21 protein-coding genes and 1 riboswitch are annotated in these 21,898 nt (G+C 65.6%); of the genes, 6 read left to right on the top strand and 15 right to left on the bottom strand.

Annotation, left to right across the window (positions count from 1 at the left end; genetic code table 11):
- Positions 1 to 10: 10 nt before the first annotated feature.
- Positions 11 to 1,285 carry a beta-ketoacyl-ACP synthase II gene (fabF, locus tag N4G42_RS20620; RefSeq protein ID WP_260668529.1) on the bottom strand — a complete coding sequence of 425 codons (1,275 nt, stop codon included), beginning with the start codon at positions 1,283 to 1,285 and terminating at the stop codon, positions 11 to 13.
- Positions 1,286 to 1,444: 159 nt separating this feature from the next.
- On the opposite strand from fabF, the gene N4G42_RS20625 reads away from it, so the two are divergent.
- Positions 1,445 to 2,068: a TetR/AcrR family transcriptional regulator gene (locus N4G42_RS20625; RefSeq protein WP_108497191.1), complete on the top strand. Its 624-nt coding sequence runs from the start codon at positions 1,445 to 1,447 to the stop codon at positions 2,066 to 2,068.
- Between the two features lie 85 nt (positions 2,069 to 2,153).
- On the opposite strand, the gene N4G42_RS20630 is transcribed toward N4G42_RS20625, so the two are convergent.
- Complete coding sequence (locus N4G42_RS20630; RefSeq protein WP_260668530.1) at positions 2,154 to 2,531, bottom strand: DUF2917 domain-containing protein; 378 nt, start codon at positions 2,529 to 2,531, stop codon at positions 2,154 to 2,156.
- A 105-nt stretch (positions 2,532 to 2,636) separates the two neighbouring features.
- Positions 2,637 to 3,176, bottom strand: a complete 540-nt coding sequence (locus tag N4G42_RS20635; RefSeq protein ID WP_108497193.1) for a DUF2917 domain-containing protein — start codon at positions 3,174 to 3,176, stop codon at positions 2,637 to 2,639.
- Between the two features lie 131 nt (positions 3,177 to 3,307).
- Between N4G42_RS20635 and N4G42_RS20640 the strand changes: the two genes are divergently transcribed.
- Complete coding sequence (locus tag N4G42_RS20640; RefSeq protein WP_056057969.1) at positions 3,308 to 4,309, top strand: LysR substrate-binding domain-containing protein; 1,002 nt, start codon at positions 3,308 to 3,310, stop codon at positions 4,307 to 4,309.
- A 91-nt stretch (positions 4,310 to 4,400) separates the two neighbouring features.
- Here the strand turns inward: N4G42_RS20640 and tyrS are convergent, their stop codons facing one another.
- Complete coding sequence (gene tyrS / locus N4G42_RS20645) at positions 4,401 to 5,633, bottom strand: tyrosine--tRNA ligase (protein WP_056743852.1); 1,233 nt, start codon at positions 5,631 to 5,633, stop codon at positions 4,401 to 4,403.
- A gap of 204 nt (positions 5,634 to 5,837) precedes the next feature.
- On the opposite strand from tyrS, the gene N4G42_RS20650 reads away from it, so the two are divergent.
- Complete coding sequence (locus N4G42_RS20650; RefSeq protein ID WP_099729252.1) at positions 5,838 to 7,208, top strand: M23 family metallopeptidase; 1,371 nt, start codon at positions 5,838 to 5,840, stop codon at positions 7,206 to 7,208.
- Positions 7,209 to 7,243: 35 nt separating this feature from the next.
- Positions 7,244 to 8,353, top strand: coding sequence for an anhydro-N-acetylmuramic acid kinase (locus N4G42_RS20655; protein WP_260668531.1), 1,110 nt, complete (start codon positions 7,244 to 7,246; stop codon positions 8,351 to 8,353).
- A 33-nt stretch (positions 8,354 to 8,386) separates the two neighbouring features.
- Here the strand turns inward: N4G42_RS20655 and mdtD are convergent, their stop codons facing one another.
- From mdtD to N4G42_RS20690, 7 genes are all read right to left on the bottom strand, one after another.
- Positions 8,387 to 9,808, bottom strand: a complete 1,422-nt coding sequence (gene mdtD, locus N4G42_RS20660; protein ID WP_260668532.1) for a multidrug transporter subunit MdtD — start codon at positions 9,806 to 9,808, stop codon at positions 8,387 to 8,389.
- A gap of 103 nt (positions 9,809 to 9,911) precedes the next feature.
- The gene (erpA, locus tag N4G42_RS20665; protein WP_008907234.1) at positions 9,912 to 10,277 is read right to left on the bottom strand and encodes an iron-sulfur cluster insertion protein ErpA; all 366 of its coding nucleotides are present in this window, start codon (positions 10,275 to 10,277) and stop codon (positions 9,912 to 9,914) included.
- Positions 10,278 to 10,337: 60 nt separating this feature from the next.
- Complete coding sequence (locus tag N4G42_RS20670) at positions 10,338 to 10,736, bottom strand: polymer-forming cytoskeletal protein (protein ID WP_060986949.1); 399 nt, start codon at positions 10,734 to 10,736, stop codon at positions 10,338 to 10,340.
- Between the two features lie 155 nt (positions 10,737 to 10,891).
- Complete coding sequence (locus tag N4G42_RS20675; RefSeq protein WP_260668534.1) at positions 10,892 to 11,602, bottom strand: DUF6776 family protein; 711 nt, start codon at positions 11,600 to 11,602, stop codon at positions 10,892 to 10,894.
- Between the two features lie 157 nt (positions 11,603 to 11,759).
- On the bottom strand, positions 11,760 to 12,152 hold the full coding sequence (gene rpsI, locus N4G42_RS20680; protein WP_005798582.1) for a 30S ribosomal protein S9: 393 nt from the start codon (positions 12,150 to 12,152) through the stop codon (positions 11,760 to 11,762).
- Positions 12,153 to 12,163: 11 nt separating this feature from the next.
- The gene (rplM, locus tag N4G42_RS20685) at positions 12,164 to 12,595 is read right to left on the bottom strand and encodes a 50S ribosomal protein L13 (protein ID WP_015015720.1); all 432 of its coding nucleotides are present in this window, start codon (positions 12,593 to 12,595) and stop codon (positions 12,164 to 12,166) included.
- Positions 12,596 to 12,786: 191 nt separating this feature from the next.
- Positions 12,787 to 14,754 carry a serine/threonine protein kinase gene (locus N4G42_RS20690; protein ID WP_260668535.1) on the bottom strand — a complete coding sequence of 656 codons (1,968 nt, stop codon included), beginning with the start codon at positions 14,752 to 14,754 and terminating at the stop codon, positions 12,787 to 12,789.
- Positions 14,755 to 15,005: 251 nt separating this feature from the next.
- On the opposite strand from N4G42_RS20690, the gene N4G42_RS20695 reads away from it, so the two are divergent.
- A complete protein-coding gene (locus N4G42_RS20695; RefSeq protein WP_099729247.1) occupies positions 15,006 to 15,893 on the top strand; it encodes a 23S rRNA (adenine(2030)-N(6))-methyltransferase RlmJ in 888 nt (295 codons plus the stop codon).
- Positions 15,894 to 15,926: 33 nt separating this feature from the next.
- On the opposite strand, the gene N4G42_RS20700 is transcribed toward N4G42_RS20695, so the two are convergent.
- The 4 genes from N4G42_RS20700 to ahcY form a co-directional block, all read right to left on the bottom strand.
- Positions 15,927 to 16,313: a septal ring lytic transglycosylase RlpA family protein gene (locus tag N4G42_RS20700; RefSeq protein ID WP_369816936.1), complete on the bottom strand. Its 387-nt coding sequence runs from the start codon at positions 16,311 to 16,313 to the stop codon at positions 15,927 to 15,929.
- Between the two features lie 176 nt (positions 16,314 to 16,489).
- Positions 16,490 to 17,341 (bottom strand): methylenetetrahydrofolate reductase [NAD(P)H], encoded by an 852-nt coding sequence (metF, locus tag N4G42_RS20705; protein WP_260668536.1) that lies wholly within the window; start codon positions 17,339 to 17,341, stop codon positions 16,490 to 16,492.
- The gene (locus tag N4G42_RS20710) at positions 17,338 to 18,324 is read right to left on the bottom strand and encodes a TlyA family RNA methyltransferase (protein ID WP_260668537.1); all 987 of its coding nucleotides are present in this window, start codon (positions 18,322 to 18,324) and stop codon (positions 17,338 to 17,340) included. The genes metF and N4G42_RS20710 overlap by 4 nt, the downstream gene beginning before the upstream one ends.
- 150 nt (positions 18,325 to 18,474) lie before the next feature.
- Positions 18,475 to 19,908 (bottom strand): adenosylhomocysteinase, encoded by a 1,434-nt coding sequence (gene ahcY / locus N4G42_RS20715; RefSeq protein WP_056058155.1) that lies wholly within the window; start codon positions 19,906 to 19,908, stop codon positions 18,475 to 18,477.
- A 73-nt stretch (positions 19,909 to 19,981) separates the two neighbouring features.
- A riboswitch (S-adenosyl-L-homocysteine riboswitch) is annotated at positions 19,982 to 20,061 on the bottom strand.
- 176 nt (positions 20,062 to 20,237) lie between these two features.
- Between ahcY and N4G42_RS20720 the strand changes: the two genes are divergently transcribed.
- Entirely contained in the window at positions 20,238 to 21,863 is a 1,626-nt protein-coding gene (locus N4G42_RS20720) for a peptide chain release factor 3 (RefSeq protein WP_260668540.1), read from the top strand.
- Positions 21,864 to 21,898 lie beyond the last annotated feature (35 nt).

The raw sequence follows: 21,898 nt of genomic DNA on the forward strand, positions 1-21,898 counted from the left end.
ATTCAAACCATCACGCGGCCTCGGTCCAGCGCCGCAGGATCAGCGTGGCATTCACGCCGCCAAAACCAAACCCGTTGAGCATGGCATGCGTGAGCGCCATGGACCGGGGCTGCAGGGCTACCAGGTCCAGCCCCTCGGCCAGCGCATCGGGCGTGTGCAGGTTCAGCGTGCCGGGCACCACCTGGTCGCGCAGCGCCAGGGTGGTGAAGATGGCGGCCACGGCGCCCGCCGCCCCCAGCAGGTGCCCGGTGGCCGACTTGGTGGAGCTGATGGCCACCGGCGCGTTCGCACCAAACACCCGCCGGATGGCGGCCAGCTCGCCCCGGTCGCCCACGCCGGTGGAGGTGGCGTGCGCGTTCAGGTGCTGCACGTCCTGAGCCGTGAGGCCCGCCTGCGCCAGCGCGGCCTGCATGCTGCGCGCGGCGCCGTCACCGTCTTCGGGGCCGGAGGTGATGTGATACGCGTCGGCCGACGTGCCGTAGCCCACCAGCTCGGCCAGCGGCGTGGCGCCGCGCGCCAGCGCGTGGTCCAGCGCCTCGATCACCAGCATGCCTGCGCCCTCGCCCATCACAAAGCCGTCGCGCTGCGCATCGAACGGGCGCGATGCCTGCTCAGGCGTGTCGTTGAACGCCGTACCCAAAGCCTTGGCCGCCGCAAAACCGCCCAGGCTCACACGGTCGATAGCGGCCTCGCTGCCGCCGCACACGGCCACATCGGCCTCGCCGCTGCGGATCAGGCGTGCGGCATCGCCAATCGCCTGCACGCTGGCGGCGCACGCAGTGACCGGAGCCCCCAGCGGTCCCTTGAGCCCGTGGCGGATCGACACCTGCCCTGCGGCCAGATTGACGAGGAATGACGGCACCGTGAACGGCGACAGCCGCTGCGGCCCGCGCGTGTCGGTGGTGCGCACGGCCTCGGCAATCGCACCAAAGCCGCCGATGCCCGAGGCGATCACCGTGGCCGTGCGCTCACGCGCCCGCTCGTCGGCCGGTGGCCAGCCCGCCTGGGCCAGCGCCTGCTGCGCCGCGCCCAGCGCAAAGGGGATGAAACGGTCCATCTTGCGCTGGTCTTTGGACGAGACGATGGCGTCCACATCCCAGCCGCCCTCGGGGTCTTGCGCTGTGCCGGGAACCTGCCCCGCGACCTTGGCGGCAATGCCTTCTGTCACCACGTCCGGCAAGCGCGAGAGGCCGGAGCGCCCAGCCAGCAAGCGCTGCCACGCCAGTTCTACACCGCAGCCCAGCGGCGACACCAGGCCCATGCCTGTGACCACCACGCGGCGCATCAGGCCACCCCCTCGTTGCTGCACATACCACTCGCTTTTTTCATGGATTCACCTCGTCAGACAGTTGGGGCACAGAGGTTCTGCACCTTTATGATTGCAAACGTCATCATAAACCGCAAACCCATTTTTGCGTACGACCGCAATCAATAAGAGGCTTCCATGAAGGTTTCCAAAGCACAGGCCGCAGAGAACCGGCAGGGCATCCTGGATGCGGCGGCCCGCCTGTACCGCGAGCGGGGGCTGACCGGCGTAGGGGTGGCCGACATCACGCGCGATGCCGGGCTTACGCACGGCGGGCTGTACCGGCATTTCGCGTCCAAGGATGTGCTGGTGCAGGAGGCGTGCACCAAGGCGTTCGACTGGTCCATCCCCGTGCTGGACGGCGAGCGGCCCCACGCCACGGTGGGCGACCGCATCCAGCGCTACCTCTCACCTGAACACCGCGACGCGCCGGGCTCAGGCTGCCCCGTGGCCGCATTGGCGGTGGACGCCGCGCGGGCGGGCGGCGGGTTGTCCGAAGTGTTTGCCCAGGGCATCGAGCGCAACATCCAGCGGTTTGCCCAGCTGCTGGCTGACAGCGCTGCCGATGCCGGCGGCGGCGGCACCCCATCGCCACAAGACCGCGCCCGCGCGATCCATGTGCTGGCCACCATGGTGGGGGGGATGGTGCTGGCCCGCGCCACGGCAGCGGCGCAACCCGCGTTGTCGAATGAGCTGATGGCGACGCTGCAGACGCAGCTGACGGACTGGCTGGACAACACATCCACCAGCCCCTCGAAGTAAAAAAGAACGGCCAGCGCTTGCGTCACAAGCACTGGCCGTTCTTAACAAGTCACATCACCCGGAGCAAGACGCCCCTGGGATCATGTCAGGCGCAGCAGGCGTCGCCCCAGGCGGGCGCCCCATTGCCCACCGACGCACGGCGCCACCACGTGGCAGGGCGCGCATTGGCGGCATCGCCACGCACCCAGCGGTATTGCAGGCGGCGACCGTTCAGGGGTTCGACCACCACCGCCTGGCCTGCCGCCACAGGCAGCGACTGACCGGCGCACAGAAACACGTCGCTGCCATCGCCCAGGCCCTGGCCCAGCGTGACCCAGGCCTGGCCTTCGGCAATGCGCAGGGTCATCGCGGCCTTGGGGGCCAGGGTGACGGCGGCGCCTGCGGCCACATGTCCCGCCTCACCGGCGGCAGCGCCCGTGGCGCGGGAAGATGCAAACAGATGAAGAGCGTGAGAGGTTGTCATGGTTTTCTCCGGGTTAACCCTAATATGACCGTATGGTGCGCCGGTTGCAGAACAACGTCCAATGAAAAGCACGGCACCGATTGATGCTTTTCCTGCATGAGCTGTTCACGCCGGCCTGCGCTGTAGCGGCGCTGCTATCCGAAGCAGAGCAAACCGGGCGAAGCCGACGGCAAACCGGCCGCCCGCGCCCGCCACACCCGCCAGCGCCGTGCCCAAGGCGCGTCCACCCTGCCCTAGCGCCTGCCCCAGATCGCGCAGCGGCTGCACGACGCCACATTCCCAATCCCTGGCGGCCGTGCTGGCGGGCTGCGCCAGAGCGGGGGCCGCCACGACGTCCCAGCGGAAAGCCACCGGCTCCGCGCAGCCGGACCCGGTCCAGGCTTCCATCACCACATGCTGCCCCGGCGCAACCGTCAGCTGTTGGCCGGGCAGCAGCACGTGGTCCACAGCGGCGCCCGGCATGTCCGCCAGAACGCCACGCAAGGTGACCCACGCCTGCCCCTGGGCGATCTGCAGCACGCCATGGGTGTCGGGGTGCAATGACAAGGCCTGGCCTGTGGCCAGCTTCCAGCAACCGGCCGCGCGACGGCCAGCCGTGGCGGCGTGGACGGATTGTTGCGATTCCAGAACGTTGCGGGGGGACATGACAGGCTCCTTGGCTTCAGTAAAACGTGTTGAGGAGCCTGGATAGTGCGCTTTACACCGTACACAGTCCAATGAAAACAAGGTACGCTATTCATTCCGTCAACGCATGAATCTCACTCAGGATCACTGCCATGGCCTCTGCCGAATACTCTCCCGCCGTCTTGCGCACCCGGCCCGTGGCCACAGGGCACTGGCGGGCCTTCCTGACTGTGGCCAAACACCTGAACTTTCGCGCGGCTGCCGACGAGCTGGCCCTCACCCAGTCGGCCGTGAGCCGCCAGATCCAGGCGCTGGAAGAAGAGGTGGGCGTGCCCCTGTTCCTGCGCCACACGCGTGCCGTGGAGCTGACCAGCGCGGGCGCACAGTTGCAGCGCGCCGTGGGCCCGGCGCTGGAGCGCATGGACGCCGCCGTGCGCCTGGTGCGCCAAACGGCGGGGCGCCGCAGCGTGGCCATCACCACCTGGGCCAGCTTTGCATCGATGTGGCTGATCCCGCGCATGGAGGAGTTCCAGCGCGACAACCCGGGCATCGACATCCGCATTGATGCGAGCGACGTGCAGGTGGACCTGGAAACCTCGGACGTGGACCTGGCCCTGCGCTACGCCATGCCCGCCGGAGCCACGCAGGGCGGCATCCGCCTGTTTGGCGAGCAACTGGCCGTGGTGGCAAGCCCCTGGCTGCTCAAGAGCGGCAAGCCGCTGCGCACCCCCGCCGATGTGGCGCAGTTCACCCTGATCGAGGCGGGCGACGCCCACCGCACGCACTACCTGGAGTACCTGAGCTGGCGCCGCTGGTTCGACACCCGCGACCTGACCAAGCTGCAACCCCAGCGCTGGCTGTACTTCAACTACGCCCACCAGATCGTGCAGGCTGCCCTGGCCGGCCAGGGCCTGGCGCTGGCCCGCATGCCACTGATTGCCGATGCCCTGGCCTCGGGCGACCTGGTGGAGGTGCTGCCCGGCCACCGCATCGACTCGCCCCTGGCCTACTGGCTCATGGTGGGGCCGCGCAGCGCGCAACGGCCGGAGATCAAGGCCTTCTGCGCCTGGTTGCAGGTGCAGGCCGAGGCCACCCGCCAGGCAATTGGCGATGTGCCCGATCCGGACCTGAACGACAACCTGGACGGGTCATGAAAAAAGCGCTGGGCCCTGCGGCCTCAGCGCTTTCATTTTGATAGCTATCAGCGCTTATTCTTCTATCGCTTGCGGCTGTTTTGACCCCAAATCAGGCCAAAGTCACCCGTGCAAACTTGCGCTTGCCCACCTGCACCACGTAGGTGCCGGCGTCCAGCTTCAGGCCCTTGTCACTGACCACGCTGCCTTCCACGCGCACGCCGCCGCCGTCGATCAGGCGGTTGGCCTCGCTGGTCGAGGGGGCCAGGTTGGCCTGCTTGAGCAGCGCACCGATGCCCAGCGGCGCGCCAGACACGCTCACCTCGGGGATCTCGTCCGGCACGCCGCCCTTGCTGCGGTTGATGAAATCCTGCTCCGCGGCATCGGCCGCAGCCGCGCTATGGAAGCGCGTGGTGATCTCCTTGGCCAGCATCACCTTGGCGTCCTTGGGGTTGCGCCCGCCAGCGATCTCCGCCTTGAGCGCGGCGATGTCGGCCAGGCTCTTGAACGACAGCAGCGTGTACCAGTCCCACATCAGGGTGTCACTGATCGACAGCACCTTGGCAAACATGGTATTGGCGTCCTCGGCAATGCCGATGTAGTTGTTCTTGGACTTGGACATCTTGTCCACGCCGTCCAGACCCACCAGCAGCGGCATGGTGAGCACACACTGCGGCTCCTGGCCATACTCCTGCTGCAGGTGGCGGCCCATGAGCAGGTTGAACTTCTGGTCGGTGCCACCCAGCTCCAGGTCGCTCTTCAAGGCTACCGAGTCGTAGCCCTGCATCAGCGGGTACAGGAACTCATGCACCGAAATGGACTGGCCGGTGGTGAAGCGTTTGTGGAAGTCGTCGCGCTCCATCATGCGCGCCACGGTGTACTTGGCGGCCAGCTGGATCATCCCGGTGGCGCCCAGGGGTTCGCTCCATTCGCTGTTGTAGCGGATCTCGGTGCGGGCCGGGTCCAGCACCAGGCTGGCCTGCTTGTAGTAGGTCTCGGCATTCACCTTGATCTGCTCGGGCGTGAGCGGCGGGCGGGTGCTGTTGCGGCCCGAGGGGTCGCCAATCAGGCTGGTGAAGTCGCCGATCAGGAAGATGACCTGGTGGCCCAGATCTTGCAGTTGCCGCATCTTGTTCAGCACCACCGTGTGGCCGATGTGGATGTCGGGGGCCGTGGGGTCCAGACCCAGTTTGATGCGCAGCGGCTGGCCGGTGGCCTCCGAACGCGCCAGCTTCTTGACCCATTCGTCCTGTGGCAGCAGCTCTTGCACGCCGCGCAGCGAGATTTCGAGGGCTTGTCTTACACCATCAGAGACCGGGGTTGTTGTAACAGCAGATTGATTCATAAGGGTTTTTTGGGATGTCTAGACAGCATGCACCGCTATACTTCAGCCCACATTGCAGAGGCGGATTCTAGTGGGCCCGCCGTTTCGACCTGTTTTTCATCAACCTGTCGAATGGCTGCAGCCTGACAGTCTGTGCTCCTGGCCCCGCCCCGCATTCACACCGGGGGTGTGCCACGGATCCGCAATCACCCTGGGGATAGACCTTTGATTCACGGCCTCACTACGGTCCGCACCGCCAGCATCGCTTTGCTTGACCGGCTGTCCCGCACGATCCAACAACATCCCAAACGCATCACCGCCGCCGTCGCAGCCATTTTGCTGACGGGTGGCGGCGGCGCATTTGCCGTGGCCTCCTTCGCACCCGACCCGGCCGAGCTGCCGGTGCGCATGGTGAATTACCCGGTCGAATCGCTCGCCGAAAACATGGTGCTGGGCCAGCTGGATGCGCCCAGTTTTTCGCTGTTCCGTTCCGAACAGGTGCGCAGCAGCGACACCCCCGAGTCGCTGCTGCAGCGCATGGGCGTGGCCGACCCGGCCGCCGCCGCCTTCATGCGCAGCGACACGCCGGTGCGCCAAAACGTGCTGGGCCGCACCGGCCGCATCGTGTCGGCAGAGACCACCGACGACCACCGCCTCATCCGCCTGACGGTGCGCTGGGTGCCAGACGACAGCGGCAACTTCCGCCGCCTGATCGTCGAGCGCACGGGCGACAACAAGTTTGCGACCCGCATCGAAACCGCCAAGATGACGACCAACAGCCGTCTGGCGGGCGGCATCATCAATAGCTCACTGTTTGCAGCCACCGACGCGTCGAACATCCCCGACGCCGTGGCCGTGCAAGTGGCCGAACTGTTCTCGGGCAATATCGACTTCCGCCGCTCGCTGCGCAAGGGTGACCGCTTCTCGGTGGTGTACGAAACCCTGGAAGCCGATGGCGAGCCCCTGTCCAGCGGCCGCGTGCTGAGCGCCGAGTTCGTCAACAACGGCAAGACCCACCAGGCCGTCTGGTTCCAGGAACCCAACGCCACCAAGGGCGCGTACTACACGCTGGACGGCGAAAGCATGCGCCGCGCCTACCTGACCTCGCCCGTCGAGTTCTCGCGCGTGACCAGCGGCTTCAAGATGCGCCTGCACCCCATCCTGCAAACCTGGCGCGCCCACCTGGGCACCGACTTTGCAGCCCCCACAGGCACCGCCGTGCGCACCGTGGGCGATGGCGTGGTGGAGTTTGCAGGCGTGCAGAACGGCTACGGCAACGTGGTGTTCATCAAGCACCGCAACCAGCACGTCACGGTGTACGCCCACCTGAGCCGCATTGACGTGCGCCAGGGCCAGTCGGTCGAACAAGGCCAGACGCTGGGCGCCGTGGGCGCCACGGGCTGGGCCACCGGCCCGCACCTGCACTTCGAGTTCCGCGTCAACGGCGTGCACCAGGACCCGATGACCATCGTGGCCCAGAGCGAAGCCGCAGCACCGGTGTCTGCAGCCGCACGCCCTGCGTTTGACCGCCTCGCGGCCAACATGCGTGTTCAGCTGAACGCCGCTGCGCTCATCGAGCAGGCCAGCGCAGACTGATCGCTCCCGCACCTCCAGATACCACCCGTCAGGCCATGTCCGATCTGTACATCGGCCTGATGTCGGGCACCTCGCTCGACGGGATCGACGGGGTGCTGGCTGATTTCTCGGGCCCGCGCCTGCAGGTCACACACCACGCCAGCGCCGCCTTTGCCCCCGCACTGCGCGCCGAGCTGCTGGCCCTCAACACCCCCGGTGACAACGAGCTGCACCGTGCGGCCCTCGCAGGCAACGCCCTGTCGCGTGCCTACGCCGGGGTGGTGCACACCCTGCTGCAACGCAGCGGCCACCCCGCGAGCGCCATCTGTGCAATAGGTGCCCACGGGCAGACGGTGCGGCACCGCCCCCAGGAATTTGACGGCACTGGCTACACGCTGCAACTGGGCAACCCCGCCCTGCTGGCCGAGCTGACGGGCATCACCGTGGTGGCCGACCTGCGCAGCCGCGACGTGGCCGCGGGCGGCCAAGGTGCGCCGCTGGTGCCCGCCTTCCACCAGGGCGTGTTCGGCCGGCCGGAAGAGACGGTGCTGGTGCTGAACATTGGCGGCATCTCCAACCTCAGCGTGCTGGGGGCAGATGGCAGCGTGCTGGGCTTCGACTGCGGCCCGGGCAACGCCCTCATGGACCACTGGTGCCAGCAGCACACCGGCCAGCCGTTTGATAAGGATGGCGCCTGGGCCGCCACGGGCCACGTGCTGCCGGGCCTGCTGGCTGCGTTGTTGCAGGAGCCGTATCTGCACAAGCCCCCCCCCAAAAGCACGGGCCGCGACCTGTTCAACCCCGCCTGGCTGGCAGCGCACCTGCAGCCCTTTGCGCAGGCCGCAGCGGCCGATGTACAGGCCACATTGACCGAATTCACCGCAAGCGCTAGTGCCATATGCGCCAACAGCTATCTAAACAATAGCAAAAACCTGGCCGTATGCGGCGGCGGTGCGCTCAATGGCCAGCTCATGCAGCGACTGCAGGCCGCCTGCCCGTCCTTGCAGGTGGTGGCCACCGATGCGCTGGGCCTGCCCGCCCTGCAGGTGGAGGCCGCCGCGTTTGCCTGGCTGGCGCGCCAGGCGCTGCAGGGGGCGCCAGGCAACCTGCCCAGCGTGACCGGTGCGGCCGGTACCCGCGTGCTGGGCGCGGTGTACCCAGCCTGAGCCGTCCGGTCTACACAGCCCTGGACAGGGCGATCAGCCGTGGTCCCCGGCATCAACCGAGGCGCCTGCCTGGGTGCCGGAACGGTCTTGCGGCGACAGTTGCCAGAAGATACCGGCTGAAGCCACCGTGATCAGCCCCATACAGGCAAACGTGGCCTGAAAGGCTTGCAGGGTCTGGGCGGTGCCCGGAGGTTGGAAGAAATCGGTGAACGCCGCCAGCACCGCCCCCGCCGCAGCCACCCCCATCCCCATGGCCACCATTTGCACCATGGACAGCAGGCTGTTGCCGCTGCTGGCCATGTCGTGCCCCAGGTCCTTGAGGGTCACCGTGTTCATGGCCGTGAACTGCAGCGAGTTCACCGCACCAAACACCGCCAGCTGCACCACATGCACCCATAGCGGCTGCGCGGGTGCCGCCAGCCCGAAGCTGGCCATGGTCACCCCCACCAGCAGCGTGTTGCCCACCAGCACCTGGCGGTAGCCGAAGCGGGTGATCAGCGTGGTGGTGAACCGCTTCATGGACATGCCCGCCACCGCCACGGGCAACATCATCATGCCCGCCTGCAGCGGCGAATAGCCCATGGTGACCTGCAGAAGCAACGGAATGAGGAACGGCATGCACGAGCTGCCCAGCCGCGCAAACAGGTTGCCCAGCAGCCCGATGCGCAACGTGTCCACCGAAAACAGCCGGGGCGAAAACAAGGGGTCGGGCCGCCGCGCCGCGTGCAGCCAGTAGGCCACCAGGCTTGCCAGTCCGAAGATCATGAGCACCAGCACGCTCGCCTGCCGCAGCCCCAGGCTGGCCAGGCCATCCAGCGCCAGCGACAGCGCCACCATGCCAAAGGCGAGCATCAGGTAGCCCGCCAGATCAAACCGCGCCACCGTCGGCGCGGGTACCCCGGGCATGTAGCGCATGGTGGCGGCACAGCCCAGCAGGCCCACCGGCACGTTGATCAGGAAGATCCAGTGCCAGGAGGCCACCTCGACCAGCCAGCCACCCAGCGTGGGACCGATCAGCGGGCCGATCAGCCCGGGAATGGCCACAAAACTCATCGCCTGCAAGAACTTCTCGCGCGGAAAGGTGCGCAACACCACCAGCCGCCCCACGGGCAGCAGCAGCGCTCCCCCCAGCCCCTGGAGCACCCGGGCGGCCACCAGTTGGGTCAGGCTGTGCGACAGCGCACAGAACACCGAGCCCGCCACAAAAAAGACGATGGCCAGAAAGTACACCCGGCGCGCACCAAACCGGTCGGCGACCCAGCCCGATGCCGGAATCAGCATCGCCATGGCCAGCGAATACGCAACAACCACCGACTGCATGCGCAGCGGACTCTCGCCCAGGCTCTGCGCCATGGCGGGCAGCGCGGTGTTGACGATGGTGGCGTCCAGCGTCTGCATGAAGAAGCCGACGGCCACCAGCCACAGCAGTACTTTCTGGGAGGGTTCCTGGTGCATGGTTTGCAGGGTTTTCAAACGAAACGAACGCGCCCCATGAAAAAACCGCCCGAAGGCGGTTGATTCAGTCAGGGGTGCAGGGCTGCGCCTGTCACGGCGCCCCTCAGGCCGAGAAGCTGGAGCCGCAGCCGCAGGTGGTGGTGGCGTTCGGATTCTTGATCACGAACTGCGCCCCTTGCAGGTCTTCCTTGTAGTCGATCTCAGCACCCACCAGATACTGGTAGCTCATGGCGTCGATGAGCAGCGACACACCGTTCTTGGTCATGGTGGTGTCGTCTTCGTTGGTAATTTCATCGAACGTGAAGCCGTATTGGAAGCCGGAGCAGCCGCCGCCTTGCACGAACACCCGCAACTTCAGGTCGGGGTTGCCTTCTTCGGCAATCAGGTCCGCCACCTTGGCCGCCGCGCTGTCGGTGAACAGGATGGGGGCGGGCATTTCGGTCTGGATGTTTTCGGCAACTGCGCTCATGGGGTACTCCGGGTTCAGGGTTTGCAGGGAATACTACTGCAAACCTCTCGGGAATTCAGATCACTGGCTGTTTGACGCTAACTTCAGTGGGGGCTTTTCCTCCACCAGCACCGCCGTAGGGATCAACTGCCCCGCGATCACGGCGCCTTGGTGCATCTCCAGCGCCTTGTAATGCACATTGCCGGTGATCTGCGCCTTGGGCTGCAGTTCCAACAGTTCGCCCGCATGCACGGGGCCCAGCACCTGGCCGTTGATGATCACGTGGTCGGCATGCACCGCGCCCTCGACCCGCGCGGTTTCGGAGATCACCAGGATGCTGGGCTGGTCCGCCGCTGCCCGGATATCGCCGACCACATCGCCATCAATGCGCATGCCCTCGGCAAAATGCACATTGCCTTCGATCTTGGTGCCCTGTGCCACCAGGCTTTTGATGGGTGGCTGCTTTTTACGCGAGAACATGGTCGGAAGACTCCTGAAGTGCCAAGCGGTTGCAAAGGCCCGCTTGGGGATGGAATTCGTGCCAGCAAGGCGGCAGGTTGTGGGTGGCAGCTGGGGCTGGATTGCCGGGGCGAGAGCGCCAAAACCTGATCAGCGCATCCACCGTCCACCTTGCACTATTCGATGGCCATGGTCTGGGTGGTGCGTACGGTGGCTCCCTCCAGCACGCGCGCGGTCACGGTTTTTACCACGGCCTGGGGCGGCAGATCGAGCACGCCCTCGATGCGGCGGTATTGTTTGACCTGCAGCGACTGGCCTTGGGGTGGCTGGGTCTGTGCCCATGGTTTGCCATCCAGAGTGCCCACCAGCACCAACTCCAGCCGCCCGTTGAACTCCGGCGCATTGCGGGCGGCCTGGATCACCAGCACCTGCCAACGCAGCTGCATCCCGCCGAGCACCTCAGCCTGCAGCGCGCGAATGGCCAGCCCATCGGTCTTGGCAGCAGGAATCAGCTTTTCAAAGAAGCCCAGATCCTCGCGCAGCGTGCGATTGTCGGCTTCAAGCTGGCGCACCTGGGCCATCAGGCTCTCCTTGACAGCGCGCTCGGTGGCCAGCAGGCTCTCGGCGGTCAATGCCACCGTCTGGCGCTCCTGGCCCTCTTCGCGCAGGCGGCTGATCTCCGCCTTCATCTGGACCACTTCGTCACGCGAAACAGTATCGATCCCGGCAATGGATTTGCCGAACTCAAAGGCCCACAACGCCACGGCAGCGCAGAAACCCATCACCACGGCCAGGGCCAGCCATCGAAAGGGCCAGGGCAAGGCGCTGCGGATGGCCACCCGGGGGGCGCTGATGGTCAACCGACGGCGAAGCAGGCGAAAGCGCATAGGCTCGACAGGCGGACCATGGAAGGCCTCCCAAAAAAACGAAAAGAGCGCACCATAAACGAAAAAACCGCCCGAAGGCGGTTTTTCTCTGTAAAGCACTCGCAAGGAGTGCCTTGCAGTGGATGCTGCACAAGGCAACATCCGGCAGCGCCACAGCTTAACGCTTGGAGAACTGCTTGGCGCGGCGTGCGGAGTGCAGACCGACCTTCTTACGTTCGACTTCACGGGCATCGCGGGTCACGAAGCCGGCTTGGCTCAGGACGGGCTTGAGGGATGCGTCGTAATCGATCAGGGCGCGGGTGATACCGTGGCGGGCAGCGCCAGCCTGGCCGGATTCACCACCACCGTGCACGTTGATCTGGATGTCGAAGGTTTCGACATGGTTGGTCAACGCCAGGGGTTGCTTGGCAATCATGATCGAGGTTTCGCGGCCGAAGTAGGACTGGATGTCCTTGCCGTTCACCGTGATCTTGCCGGAGCCTTTTTTCAGAAACACGCGGGCGACGCTGGACTTGCGACGGCCGGTGCCATTGTTCCATTCACCAATCATCTCAAGGCTCCTTAGATTTCCAGCACTTTGGGCTGCTGGGCGGTGTGGGGATGCTCAGCACCACCGTACACCTTGAGTTTCTTGATCATCGCGTAGCCAAGGGGGCCCTTGGGCAGCATGCCCTTGACAGCCTTTTCCAGCGCGCGGCCGGGGTGCTTGGCTTGCATGTCGCGGAAGTTCGTGGCCGTGATACCGCCGGGATAACCCGAGTGACGGTAGTACACCTTGTCCAGGGACTTGGTGCCGGTGACCTTGAGTTGGGCTGCGTTGATAACGACGATGAAGTCACCGGTATCGACGTGAGGCGTGTAAATGGCCTTGTGTTTGCCGCGCAAACGGAGAGCAACTTCGCTGGCTACTCGTCCGAGGACCTTGTTGGTCGCGTCAATCACAAACCACTCGTGCACGACCTCAGCGGGCTTTGCGCTGAAAGTAGTTGTCATGAGTTTTCTCTTCAAAAGAGGGTTTGGCGGGTCCTTTTCCACGGTCGGTGCTTCTCTGAAGGAAGCCTCTTAGGTGGCAAAAAGTCTTCGCCGCGGGACCACAAAAGCGCTGCGAAGCCTTCCATTATACGAAAGAGCCATGCGTTAGCGCAAGAGCACCCCAGCCACGGCCCCCAGGGCACCTGCTCCGGTCAGTTCGGCGTCTGGCGGCGGCGCTGCTCGTCGGCCTCGTAACGGCGACGGTTTTCCACGCAGACAGTTTGATTGGCCTGGGACGGTTTCTGGCATTCCTGGTGAATACACATCGGGCGGGCCAGGAAGTTGGCGTCGGCACACACCTCTTGCGGCGAGGGCAGGCGGGGCGGCGGGGCGGGGCGGGGCTTGGGCTCGGCCACCACCGGAGGCGGCGCCGGCACGGGCTCTTCATGCACCACGATGGGTGTGGGTGCGGGCTCTGCGCCTGCACGCTTGGCCCCCCGGGGGCTCGGCTTGGGTGCAGACGCAACCACAAAGGCAGGAGCAGGTGCGGCCGCAGAGGCGGCGCTGGCTGACGCCACTGCGCCATCCGAGCTTAGACCTTGCGCGTCGCCCCCGGCAGCAGCCGGAGCGCTGACCTCCACCATGGCTGCGTCTGAAGCCGCCGCTGCGGCAGGCCGCTCGGCCATCTCCGTAATGATCTCGTCCCGGGGCGGCTTGCTGCCCTGGCTCCAGCGCCAACCGGCGCCGGCCACCACAGCCACCAACGCCGCCACCACGATGCCCGCCACCAAAGGGGAACGCCGTGGGGATGGGGTCGGCTTGCCATTGCTGCGCACTACATCCCGCTCCAAAGGCGCAGAACGCCGATCGGCTGCACGCGACCCGCCTGCGCCCGGTGAACGGTGGTGTGGCAGGTCCTCAAAGCGCGAATCGTCGTCGGCCACCACGGTATCGCCGGCATCGATGAACACCGTGTCGCCAGCATCGGCCGCCACGGTGTCAGGACCAGCCAGCATGACCGTATCCCCACCAAAATCATCGCCAGGGCGGCTGGCATCCGATGCGGGAGCCGCCGCCACCAATTCCTCACGCTGGGCCTGTGCCTGCATCTCGGCCACGATCTTGGGGGCGGAGGTTACGTCCACGGTAGGGGTGGCCAGACCCGGGCCAAGCTGGTCGGCGGGCTCCACCCAGATGTCGCCCAACTCCGCCCGGAAGTCGAAGTGCTGCACATCGTCCGGCGCCGACGTCATCTCCATGGTCTGGAGAAAGGCATCAATGCTCTGTGGGCGGTCCTCGGGCCGAAGGGCCAGCGATTGGGCAATCGCCGCGACAAAAGGCGCTGAATACTCCACCCCAAACTGCCGCTTGACGGTTTTGGCGATGCGGGAGAACGACACCATGCGGTCACGGATGGAGCGCAGCGTGGCGGGCAGGGGCGTGTCATTGGCCAGACACCCGTGCATGACCGCTGCCAGCGAGTACAAGTCGCTCCACGGGCCTTGGCGCAGTTCCTCGTCGCCGTCGGAATACTGCTCGATGGGGGCGTAGTTCACCTTCAGCACCGCCGTGTGCTTGCGGTCCTGGTCGTTGATGGCGTGCCGGGCGGCGCCCAGGTCCAGCAGCACCGGCGGGCCGTTGTCCTGCAGGAAAATGTTGTCGGGCGAAATGTCGCGGTGCAGCGTGTTGCCATCGTGCAGCACGCGCAGCGCATCCAGCACCGACCACAGCAGCTTGCGCAGCCAGGCCTCGGGTGGGGGGGTGCGCATCTGGGCACGGGCTTGCTTGAACGTCATGCCCGAGTACAGCGGCATGACCATGTAGGCCGTGTTGTTGGCCTCCCAGAAGCGGAACACCTTGACCAGAGAGGGATGGTCAAACTGCGCCAGCAGACGGGCCTCGCCCACAAAAGAGACCAGCCCGGCCTGGAAGGTCTGCTGGTCAGACGAGGACCGCACCCAGAGCGACTGCCCCTGCGAGCGCCCGGCCAGCGCCGAGGGCATGTACTCCTTGATGGCCACCGCCCGGTGCAGGGAATGGTCAAACGCCTTGTAGACCATGCCAAACCCGCCCACCCCCAGCAACCCCAGGATCTCGAACTCCGCCAGGCGGGTGCCGGGGGGCAGCGCATCGATATGGCTGACACCACTGGCGGGGGCTGTGCTGGAGCTTGCGGTCATGGTCAGAGGACGGGGCGGGCTGGCAATTTCAAATGCAAATCAATGAGGCAACTACGGCGACGGCGAAACGCTGGCCCCGCCGCAGGCGCGATCATGAAGCATGGCCGCGCCGGATTTGGCAACAAATGGCTAACAAAGTACGGCCTGTCTGCCAAAAACATCACGTCCCCCGCCACCACACGGCCCCCCCGATTGTGCCGCGCCCGGACATGGGAGCCCCCTTGGCGCAACACACTCGTTACCATTGGGCCATGTTCAGTTATCGCCACGCCTTCCACGCAGGCAACCATGCCGATGTGCTCAAGCACACCGTCCTGATTGCCGCCTTGCAACATCTCACCGAAAAAGACGCGGCGCTGACCGTGCTGGACACCCATGCGGGCGCGGGCCTGTACCGGCTGGACGGGGACTATGCCAGCACCAGTGGCGAAGCCGCCGATGGCGTGGCCCGGCTGTTTGCGCCAACCACCCCCGCCCTCACCCCCGCCCTGCAGGCCTATGTGGACATGGTGGGCGCCTTCAACCAGGGCAAGGCGCTGCGCGTGTACCCCGGATCGCCCTTTATCACTCAGCGCCTGCTGCGCGACCACGACAAGCTCAAGCTGTTTGAGCTGCACCCCACCGACCTGCGCGCGCTGGCCGGTAACGTGGCCCAGCTGGAGGCGGGCCGCCAGGTGGCCGTGCTGCACGAGGACGGCTTTGAGGGCATCAAAAAGTTCCTGCCCCCACCGGCCCGACGCGCCCTGGTGCTGTGCGATCCCAGCTATGAAATCAAGAGCGACTACGCCAAGGTGCTCGACATGGCGGCCGACTCGCTCAAGCGTTTTGCCACGGGCACCTATGCGTTCTGGTACCCCATCATTCCGCGCCCCGAAGCCCACGACCTGCCCCGCCGCCTGAAAACGCTGGCCACCAAGGCGGGCAAAAGCTGGCTGCACGCCACGCTCACCGTCAAGTCAAGCAAGATCACGGAAACCGTCACCGGCGACACCAAGCGCCCAGGCCTGCCCGCCAGCGGCATGTTCCTGATCAACCCGCCCTACACGCTGAAGGCCGCGCTCAAAGACGCCTTGCCCCAGATGGCCGAGCTGCTGGCGCAGGACAAACACGCCACCCACACGCTCGAATCGGGCGGCTGACCGGCCTCCCAAGAACCTGTTCAAAGCCTGGCGTCAAGGCGCCGCCGGGCAGTCCTTGTCGTCGTCCTGCAGGGCGAACAGCTCCACCGGCTTGAGCCCCAGGCCCACCATGCCCAGCGCCTCGGCGGCGCCCCGGCTCAGGTCAATCACCCGGTTGCGGGTGTGCGGGCCACGGTCGTTGATGCGCACGATCACCGTGCGCCCGGTGGCCTGGCTGCGTACGCACACGCGTGAGCCAAAGGGCAGCGTGGGGTGCGCGGCCGTGAGCGCTCGCATGTCAAACAGCTCCCCGCTGGCAGTGCGCCGCCGGTGGAACTGCGCCCCGTACCATGAGGCAAGGCCCACCTCATCCGCCTCCAGGCTGAGCGGCGACCCGGCAGGAGTGCTGGGTTCCGGTTTGGCCGGGGGATCCATCAGCATGGCCTCGCCCGGCACGGACAAGAGATTAGGGGCCAGCGCATCCGGCTCTGCCTGCAACCCCTGGGCTTGAACAGCAGTGCAAGCGCTGCACAGCAGCCACAGACCCACCGCTCGCCGCAGCAGCCCCCGCAGGGCAGCGCCGCGATGGGCCCCGGGAGGCTGTGTGCCCCCCGCCATCAGATCCCCAGCCGGCGACAGATCTCCAGCGTCGCGGCGCTTTGGTTCATGGTGTAGAAGTGCAGCGCGGGCACGCCGGCACTGCGCAGCTGGTCGCACAGGTCGGTCACCACATCCAGGCCAAACGCCTTGATGCTGGCGGTGTCGTCCCCAAACGCCTGCAGCCGCAGGCGGATCCAGCGCGGAATCTCGGCACCACAGGCATCCGAAAACCGCATCAGCTGCGTGGAGCTGGAAATCGGCATGATGCCCGGCACCACCGGTACGTCGGCACCCGCCTGGTGAGCGTCTTCAACGAAGCGGAAATACGCGTCGCTGTTGTAGAAGTACTGGGTGATCGCGGAGTCCGCGCCCGCCTGCACCTTGGTCACATAGGCCTGCAGGTCCGCCTCGGGCGACCTGGCCTGGGGATGCACCTCGGGGTAGGCTGCCACTTCAATGTGGAAGTCCCGGCCCGTTTCGGCGCGGATGAAGGCCACCAGATCGCTGGCGTACTGGAACTCGCCGCCCGCGCCATAGCCGCTGGGCAGGTCGCCGCGCAGTGCCACCAGACGCTTGACACCCATGGCCTTGAGTGTGGCCAGCTGCTCGCGCACCGACTGGCGCGTGGCCCCGATGCACGAAAAGTGCGAGGCGGCACCCACGCCTTCGGACAGGATCTCGCGCACCGTGCCGAAGGTGCCTTCTTGCGTGGAGCCCCCTGCGCCATAGGTCACCGAGCAGAAGTCGGGGTGCAGGGCATACAGCTGCTGGCGTGCCACGCGCAGCTTGTCGGCACCTTCAGGCGTCTTGGGCGGAAAAAACTCGAAACTCACCGGGAACCCGGTGCCTTGCGCGTGGGCTGCATTCATGCGGCTCTCCTTGCGTGTACAAAAAATTCTCGGTTGCCATCGCCGCCCTGGATGGGACTATCGATCCACGCCAACACCTCCAGGCCCAACGCGGCGCAGCAATCGCGGATGCGCTGCTCCACCACCGCATACAAGGACTCATCGCGCACGATACCGCCCTTGCCCACCTGCCCGGGTTGCAGCTCGAACTGCGGCTTGACCAGCATGACCAGGTCGCTCTGGGGCGCCAGCAACGGCACCAACGCAGGCAACACCAGGGTGAGCGAGATGAAAGACAGGTCACCGGTCACCAGCGCAAAACTGGGTGTGATGTCCACATCAGCGCACTCGGGCCGGCGGCGGCGCTCCACCGGCAGCGTTCCCTGGGCGCGCTGCGCGCGCTCGGACTTGAAGGCCTCAATGTCCTGGTCCTTGGCGTCGTCGCTGTCGTCGTACGCCTCGTCCACCAAGCCGCCGTTGCGCATCCAGCTGTAGGGTGCCTCGGGTTGGGTCTCGTTGTCCTCTTCGGGCACGATGACTTCGGACAAGGCCATCTCACAAGCCTGCACCAACGCATCGGGAGTGAGCGAGCGGGCATTGACGCCCTCCACACACACCACACGCAGATCGCTGCGCAGCCGGTCGTGCAACTGGGCGTGGCCCACGTCCACCCCAATCACCTGGGCAGCGCCCTGCTGAAGCAGGCAGTCGGTAAAGCCGCCTGTGCTCTGCCCGACATCCAGGCACCGCAGGCCAGCCACCGACAGGCCCAGCGCCTTGAGCGCGCCTTCCAGCTTGAGCCCGCCGCGCGAGATGTACTTGGCTTCTGCATCGTCCAGCAGCTGCACCTCGGCCACTGACGGAATGTCGTCGCCGTTCTTCACCACCTTCTGCCAGGGCGCCAGCGGCGACAGGCGCCACTGCACGCCCGAGGCAATCAGGCGCTGCGCCTGCGAGCGCGTGGCAGCGTGGCCACGCTCCACCAAAAATACATCTGCGCGCATCGCGCCCATCCTTTTAGAGTCAAATCGGCTGGTAGCGCTAGTGAATCATGCGCCAGCAGCTATCAATTAAAGAGCAATCAGACATTGCTCCGAGCAACGGCGCCAGACCACCGTGCGCGCGCCCCGTCGCCGGGGCGCGCTGCACAGGGATCAGTAGCGGTAGGTGTTGGCCTTGTAGGGGCCTTGCTTGGACACGCCGATGTAGGCGGCCTGCTCGTCAGTGAGTTCGGTCAGCATGGCGCCCACCTTCTTGAGGTGCAGGCGCGCCACTTTCTCGTCGAGGTGCTTCGGCAGCACATAGACCTTGCCAGCCTGGTACTCGTCCTGCTTGGTGAACAGCTCGATCTGCGCGATGGTCTGGTTGGCGAAACTGGAACTCATCACGAAGCTGGGGTGGCCAGTGGCGCAACCCAGGTTCACCAAGCGGCCCTTGGCCAGCAGCGTGATCTTCTTGCCGTCAGGGAAGATGACATGGTCCACCTGGGGCTTGATCTCGTCCCACTGCAGCTTCTCCAGCGAAGCCACATCGATCTCGTTGTCGAAGTGACCGATGTTGCACACGATGGCTTCGTCCTTCATGGCGGCCATGTGCTCGTAGCGGATCACGTTCTTGTTGCCGGTGGCAGACACGAAGATGTCGCACTTGTCGGCAGCGTATTCCATCGTCACGACCTTGTAGCCTTCCATTGCGGCCTGCAGGGCATTGATGGGGTCGATCTCGGTGACCCACACCTGGGCGCTCAGGGCACGCAGCGCCTGGGCAGAGCCCTTGCCCACGTCACCGTAGCCCGCCACGCAGGCGACCTTGCCGGCGATCATCACATCGGTGGCGCGCTTGATGGAGTCCACCAGCGATTCGCGGCAACCGTACAGGTTGTCGAACTTGGACTTGGTCACCGAATCGTTCACGTTGATGGCACGGAACATCAGGCTGCCCTTGGCGGCCATTTCGTTCAGGCGCAATACGCCGGTGGTGGTTTCTTCGGTCACGCCGATGATGTGGGCGCTCTTGCGGCTGTACCAGGTCGGATCCACGGCCAGCTTGGCCTTGATGGCGTTGAACAGGCAGGTTTCTTCTTCGCTGGTCGGGTTGGCGATCAGTGATGCATCCTTTTCGGCGCGCTTGCCCAGGTGCATCAGCAGCGTGGCATCACCGCCGTCGTCCAGGATCATATTGGGACCTTCGCCCTCGGTACCGGCAGCGCCGAAGTCAAAGATGCGGTGGGTGTAGTCCCAGTATTCCGCCAGGGTTTCGCCCTTGATGGCGAACACGGGCGTGCCAGCGGCAGCAATCGCGGCTGCGGCGTGGTCTTGTGTGGAGAAGATGTTGCACGATGCCCAGCGCACTTGTGCACCCAGCGCCTGCAGGGTTTCGATCAGCACGGCGGTCTGGATCGTCATGTGCAACGAGCCGGTGATGCGCGCACCCTTGAGCGGCTGCTTGGCGGCGAATTCTTCGCGGATGGCCATCAGGCCAGGCATTTCCGTTTCGGCGATGCGGATCTCTTTGCGGCCCCATTCGGCCAGGCCGATGTCGGCAATGATGCAGTCGGTGTTGACCGGGGCGTTGACGCGTGCGTTCATGATGGTGTGCTCCAAAGCATGTTTGAAAAGCCACTGCGCGAAGGGGATGGTCGATACGACTCACCGCACGCGAAGTGGATGAGCGTCGTTGCTAGATGACTCCGAGCCTCACGCCCCGCCTACGCTGGGGACGCTGCAACGCTCCTCGGATCGCCGGATTATAAAAGCAAGTGCTCGCCCGGCGCTACGCCAGCGGGGCAATCCATCCCCGAGCCTTGCACGGAACAGTAAAATCCCGCGACCGCAGACCTCGTGGCCTCCCCGCAGGCCCCGCCCCCAGATTCTTGTGCAGGGCACGCTGCCCCGCTCCATCCCATTCAGGAACCCCTGTGTCCTACGCCCCAGAAACCCGGCGCCGCCGCACCTTTGCCATCATTTCCCACCCCGATGCGGGTAAGACCACGCTGACCGAAAAGCTGCTGCTGTTCTCGGGCGCGATCCAGATCGCCGGCGCCGTGAAGGGCCGCAAGGCCAGCCGCCACGCCACGTCAGACTGGATGGAAATTGAAAAGCAGCGCGGCATCTCGGTGGCCTCGTCGGTCATGCAGATGCTCTACCGCGAGCATGTCATCAACCTGCTCGACACGCCCGGCCACAAGGACTTCTCGGAAGATACCTACCGCGTGCTCACCGCCGTCGATTCGGCGCTGATGGTGATCGACGCTGCCAACGGTGTGGAAGCGCAGACGCGCCGCCTGATCGAAGTCTGCCGCCAGCGCGACACGCCCATCATTACCTTCGTCAACAAGATGGACCGCGAAGTGCGCGACCCGCTGGACATCATGGACGAAGTGGAGCGCGAGCTGGGCATGCCCTGCTGCCCCATGACCTGGCCCGTAGGCCAGGGCAAGGCCTTCGGCGGCATCATCAACCTGCGCACCAAGACCATGACGGTGTTCGAGTCCGGCAGCGAACGCCGCCCGCAGGACTTTGAATCCATACCTCTGTCGGATGAAACCACACTGCGCGCGCGCTTCGGCGCCGAGTTTGACGCCGCGCTGGAGAGTATGGAACTGGCCGTGGGCGCATCCCCCGCATGGGACCACGAGGCCTTCCTGGCCGGCAAGCTGACCCCTGTGTTCTTTGGCTCCGGCGTGAACAACTTCGGGGTGATGGAGGTGCTGGACGCACTGGTAGACATGGCACCGCCACCTGGCCCGCGCGTGAGCACGCTCGAAGTCAACAAACAGCCCGTGGTCAAGACCATCCAGCCCGAAGACGAAGGCTTTGCTGGCGTGGTGTTCAAGGTGCAAGCCAACATGGACGCCAACCACCGCGACCGCATCGCCTTCGTGCGCGTGGCGAGCGGCAAGTACACGCCGGGCATGAAGCTCAAGGTGCAGCGCACCGCCAAGGAGCTGCGCCCCACCTCAGTCGTCACCTTCATGTCGCAGCGCCGCGAGGCGGTCGAAGAAGCCTACGCGGGCGACATCATCGGCTTCACCACGCACGGCGGCGTGCAGCTGGGCGACACCATCACCGACGGCGCCAACCTGCAGTTCACCGGCCTGCCCTTCTTCGCGCCAGAAATGTTCATGACCGTGGTGCTCAAGAACCCACTGCGCACCAAACAGCTCCAGCAGGGCCTGGCCCAGCTGGGCGAGGAAGGCGCGATCCAGGTCTTCAAGCCCGACGCAGGCGGCAACATGCTGCTGGGCGCCGTGGGCCAGTTGCAGTTTGAAGTGGTACAGCACCGCCTGAAGGCCGAGTACGACGCCGATGTGCGGCTGGAGGGCTGCCAGTACACGGGCGCGCGCTGGATCACAGCGGACAACGCCGCCGACCTGCGCGCGTTCACCGACGCCTACCCGCTGCGGCTGGCGCACGATGCGGCCGACACACTGGCGTACCTTTGCACCTCGCCCTACGACGTGCGGCTGGCGCAGGAGCGGTTTCCGAAGATCCACTTCCATCCTCTGCGGGAGCATGCGGGGTTGGCTTTGCAGGCAAACTAGCTGGATAGAGATCGCAATCTGAACACTAGGTAACG

The sequence above is a fragment of the Acidovorax sp. K2F genome, assembly GCF_025246485.1.
GTDB classification, from domain to species: domain Bacteria; phylum Pseudomonadota; class Gammaproteobacteria; order Burkholderiales; family Burkholderiaceae_C; genus Acidovorax; species Acidovorax delafieldii.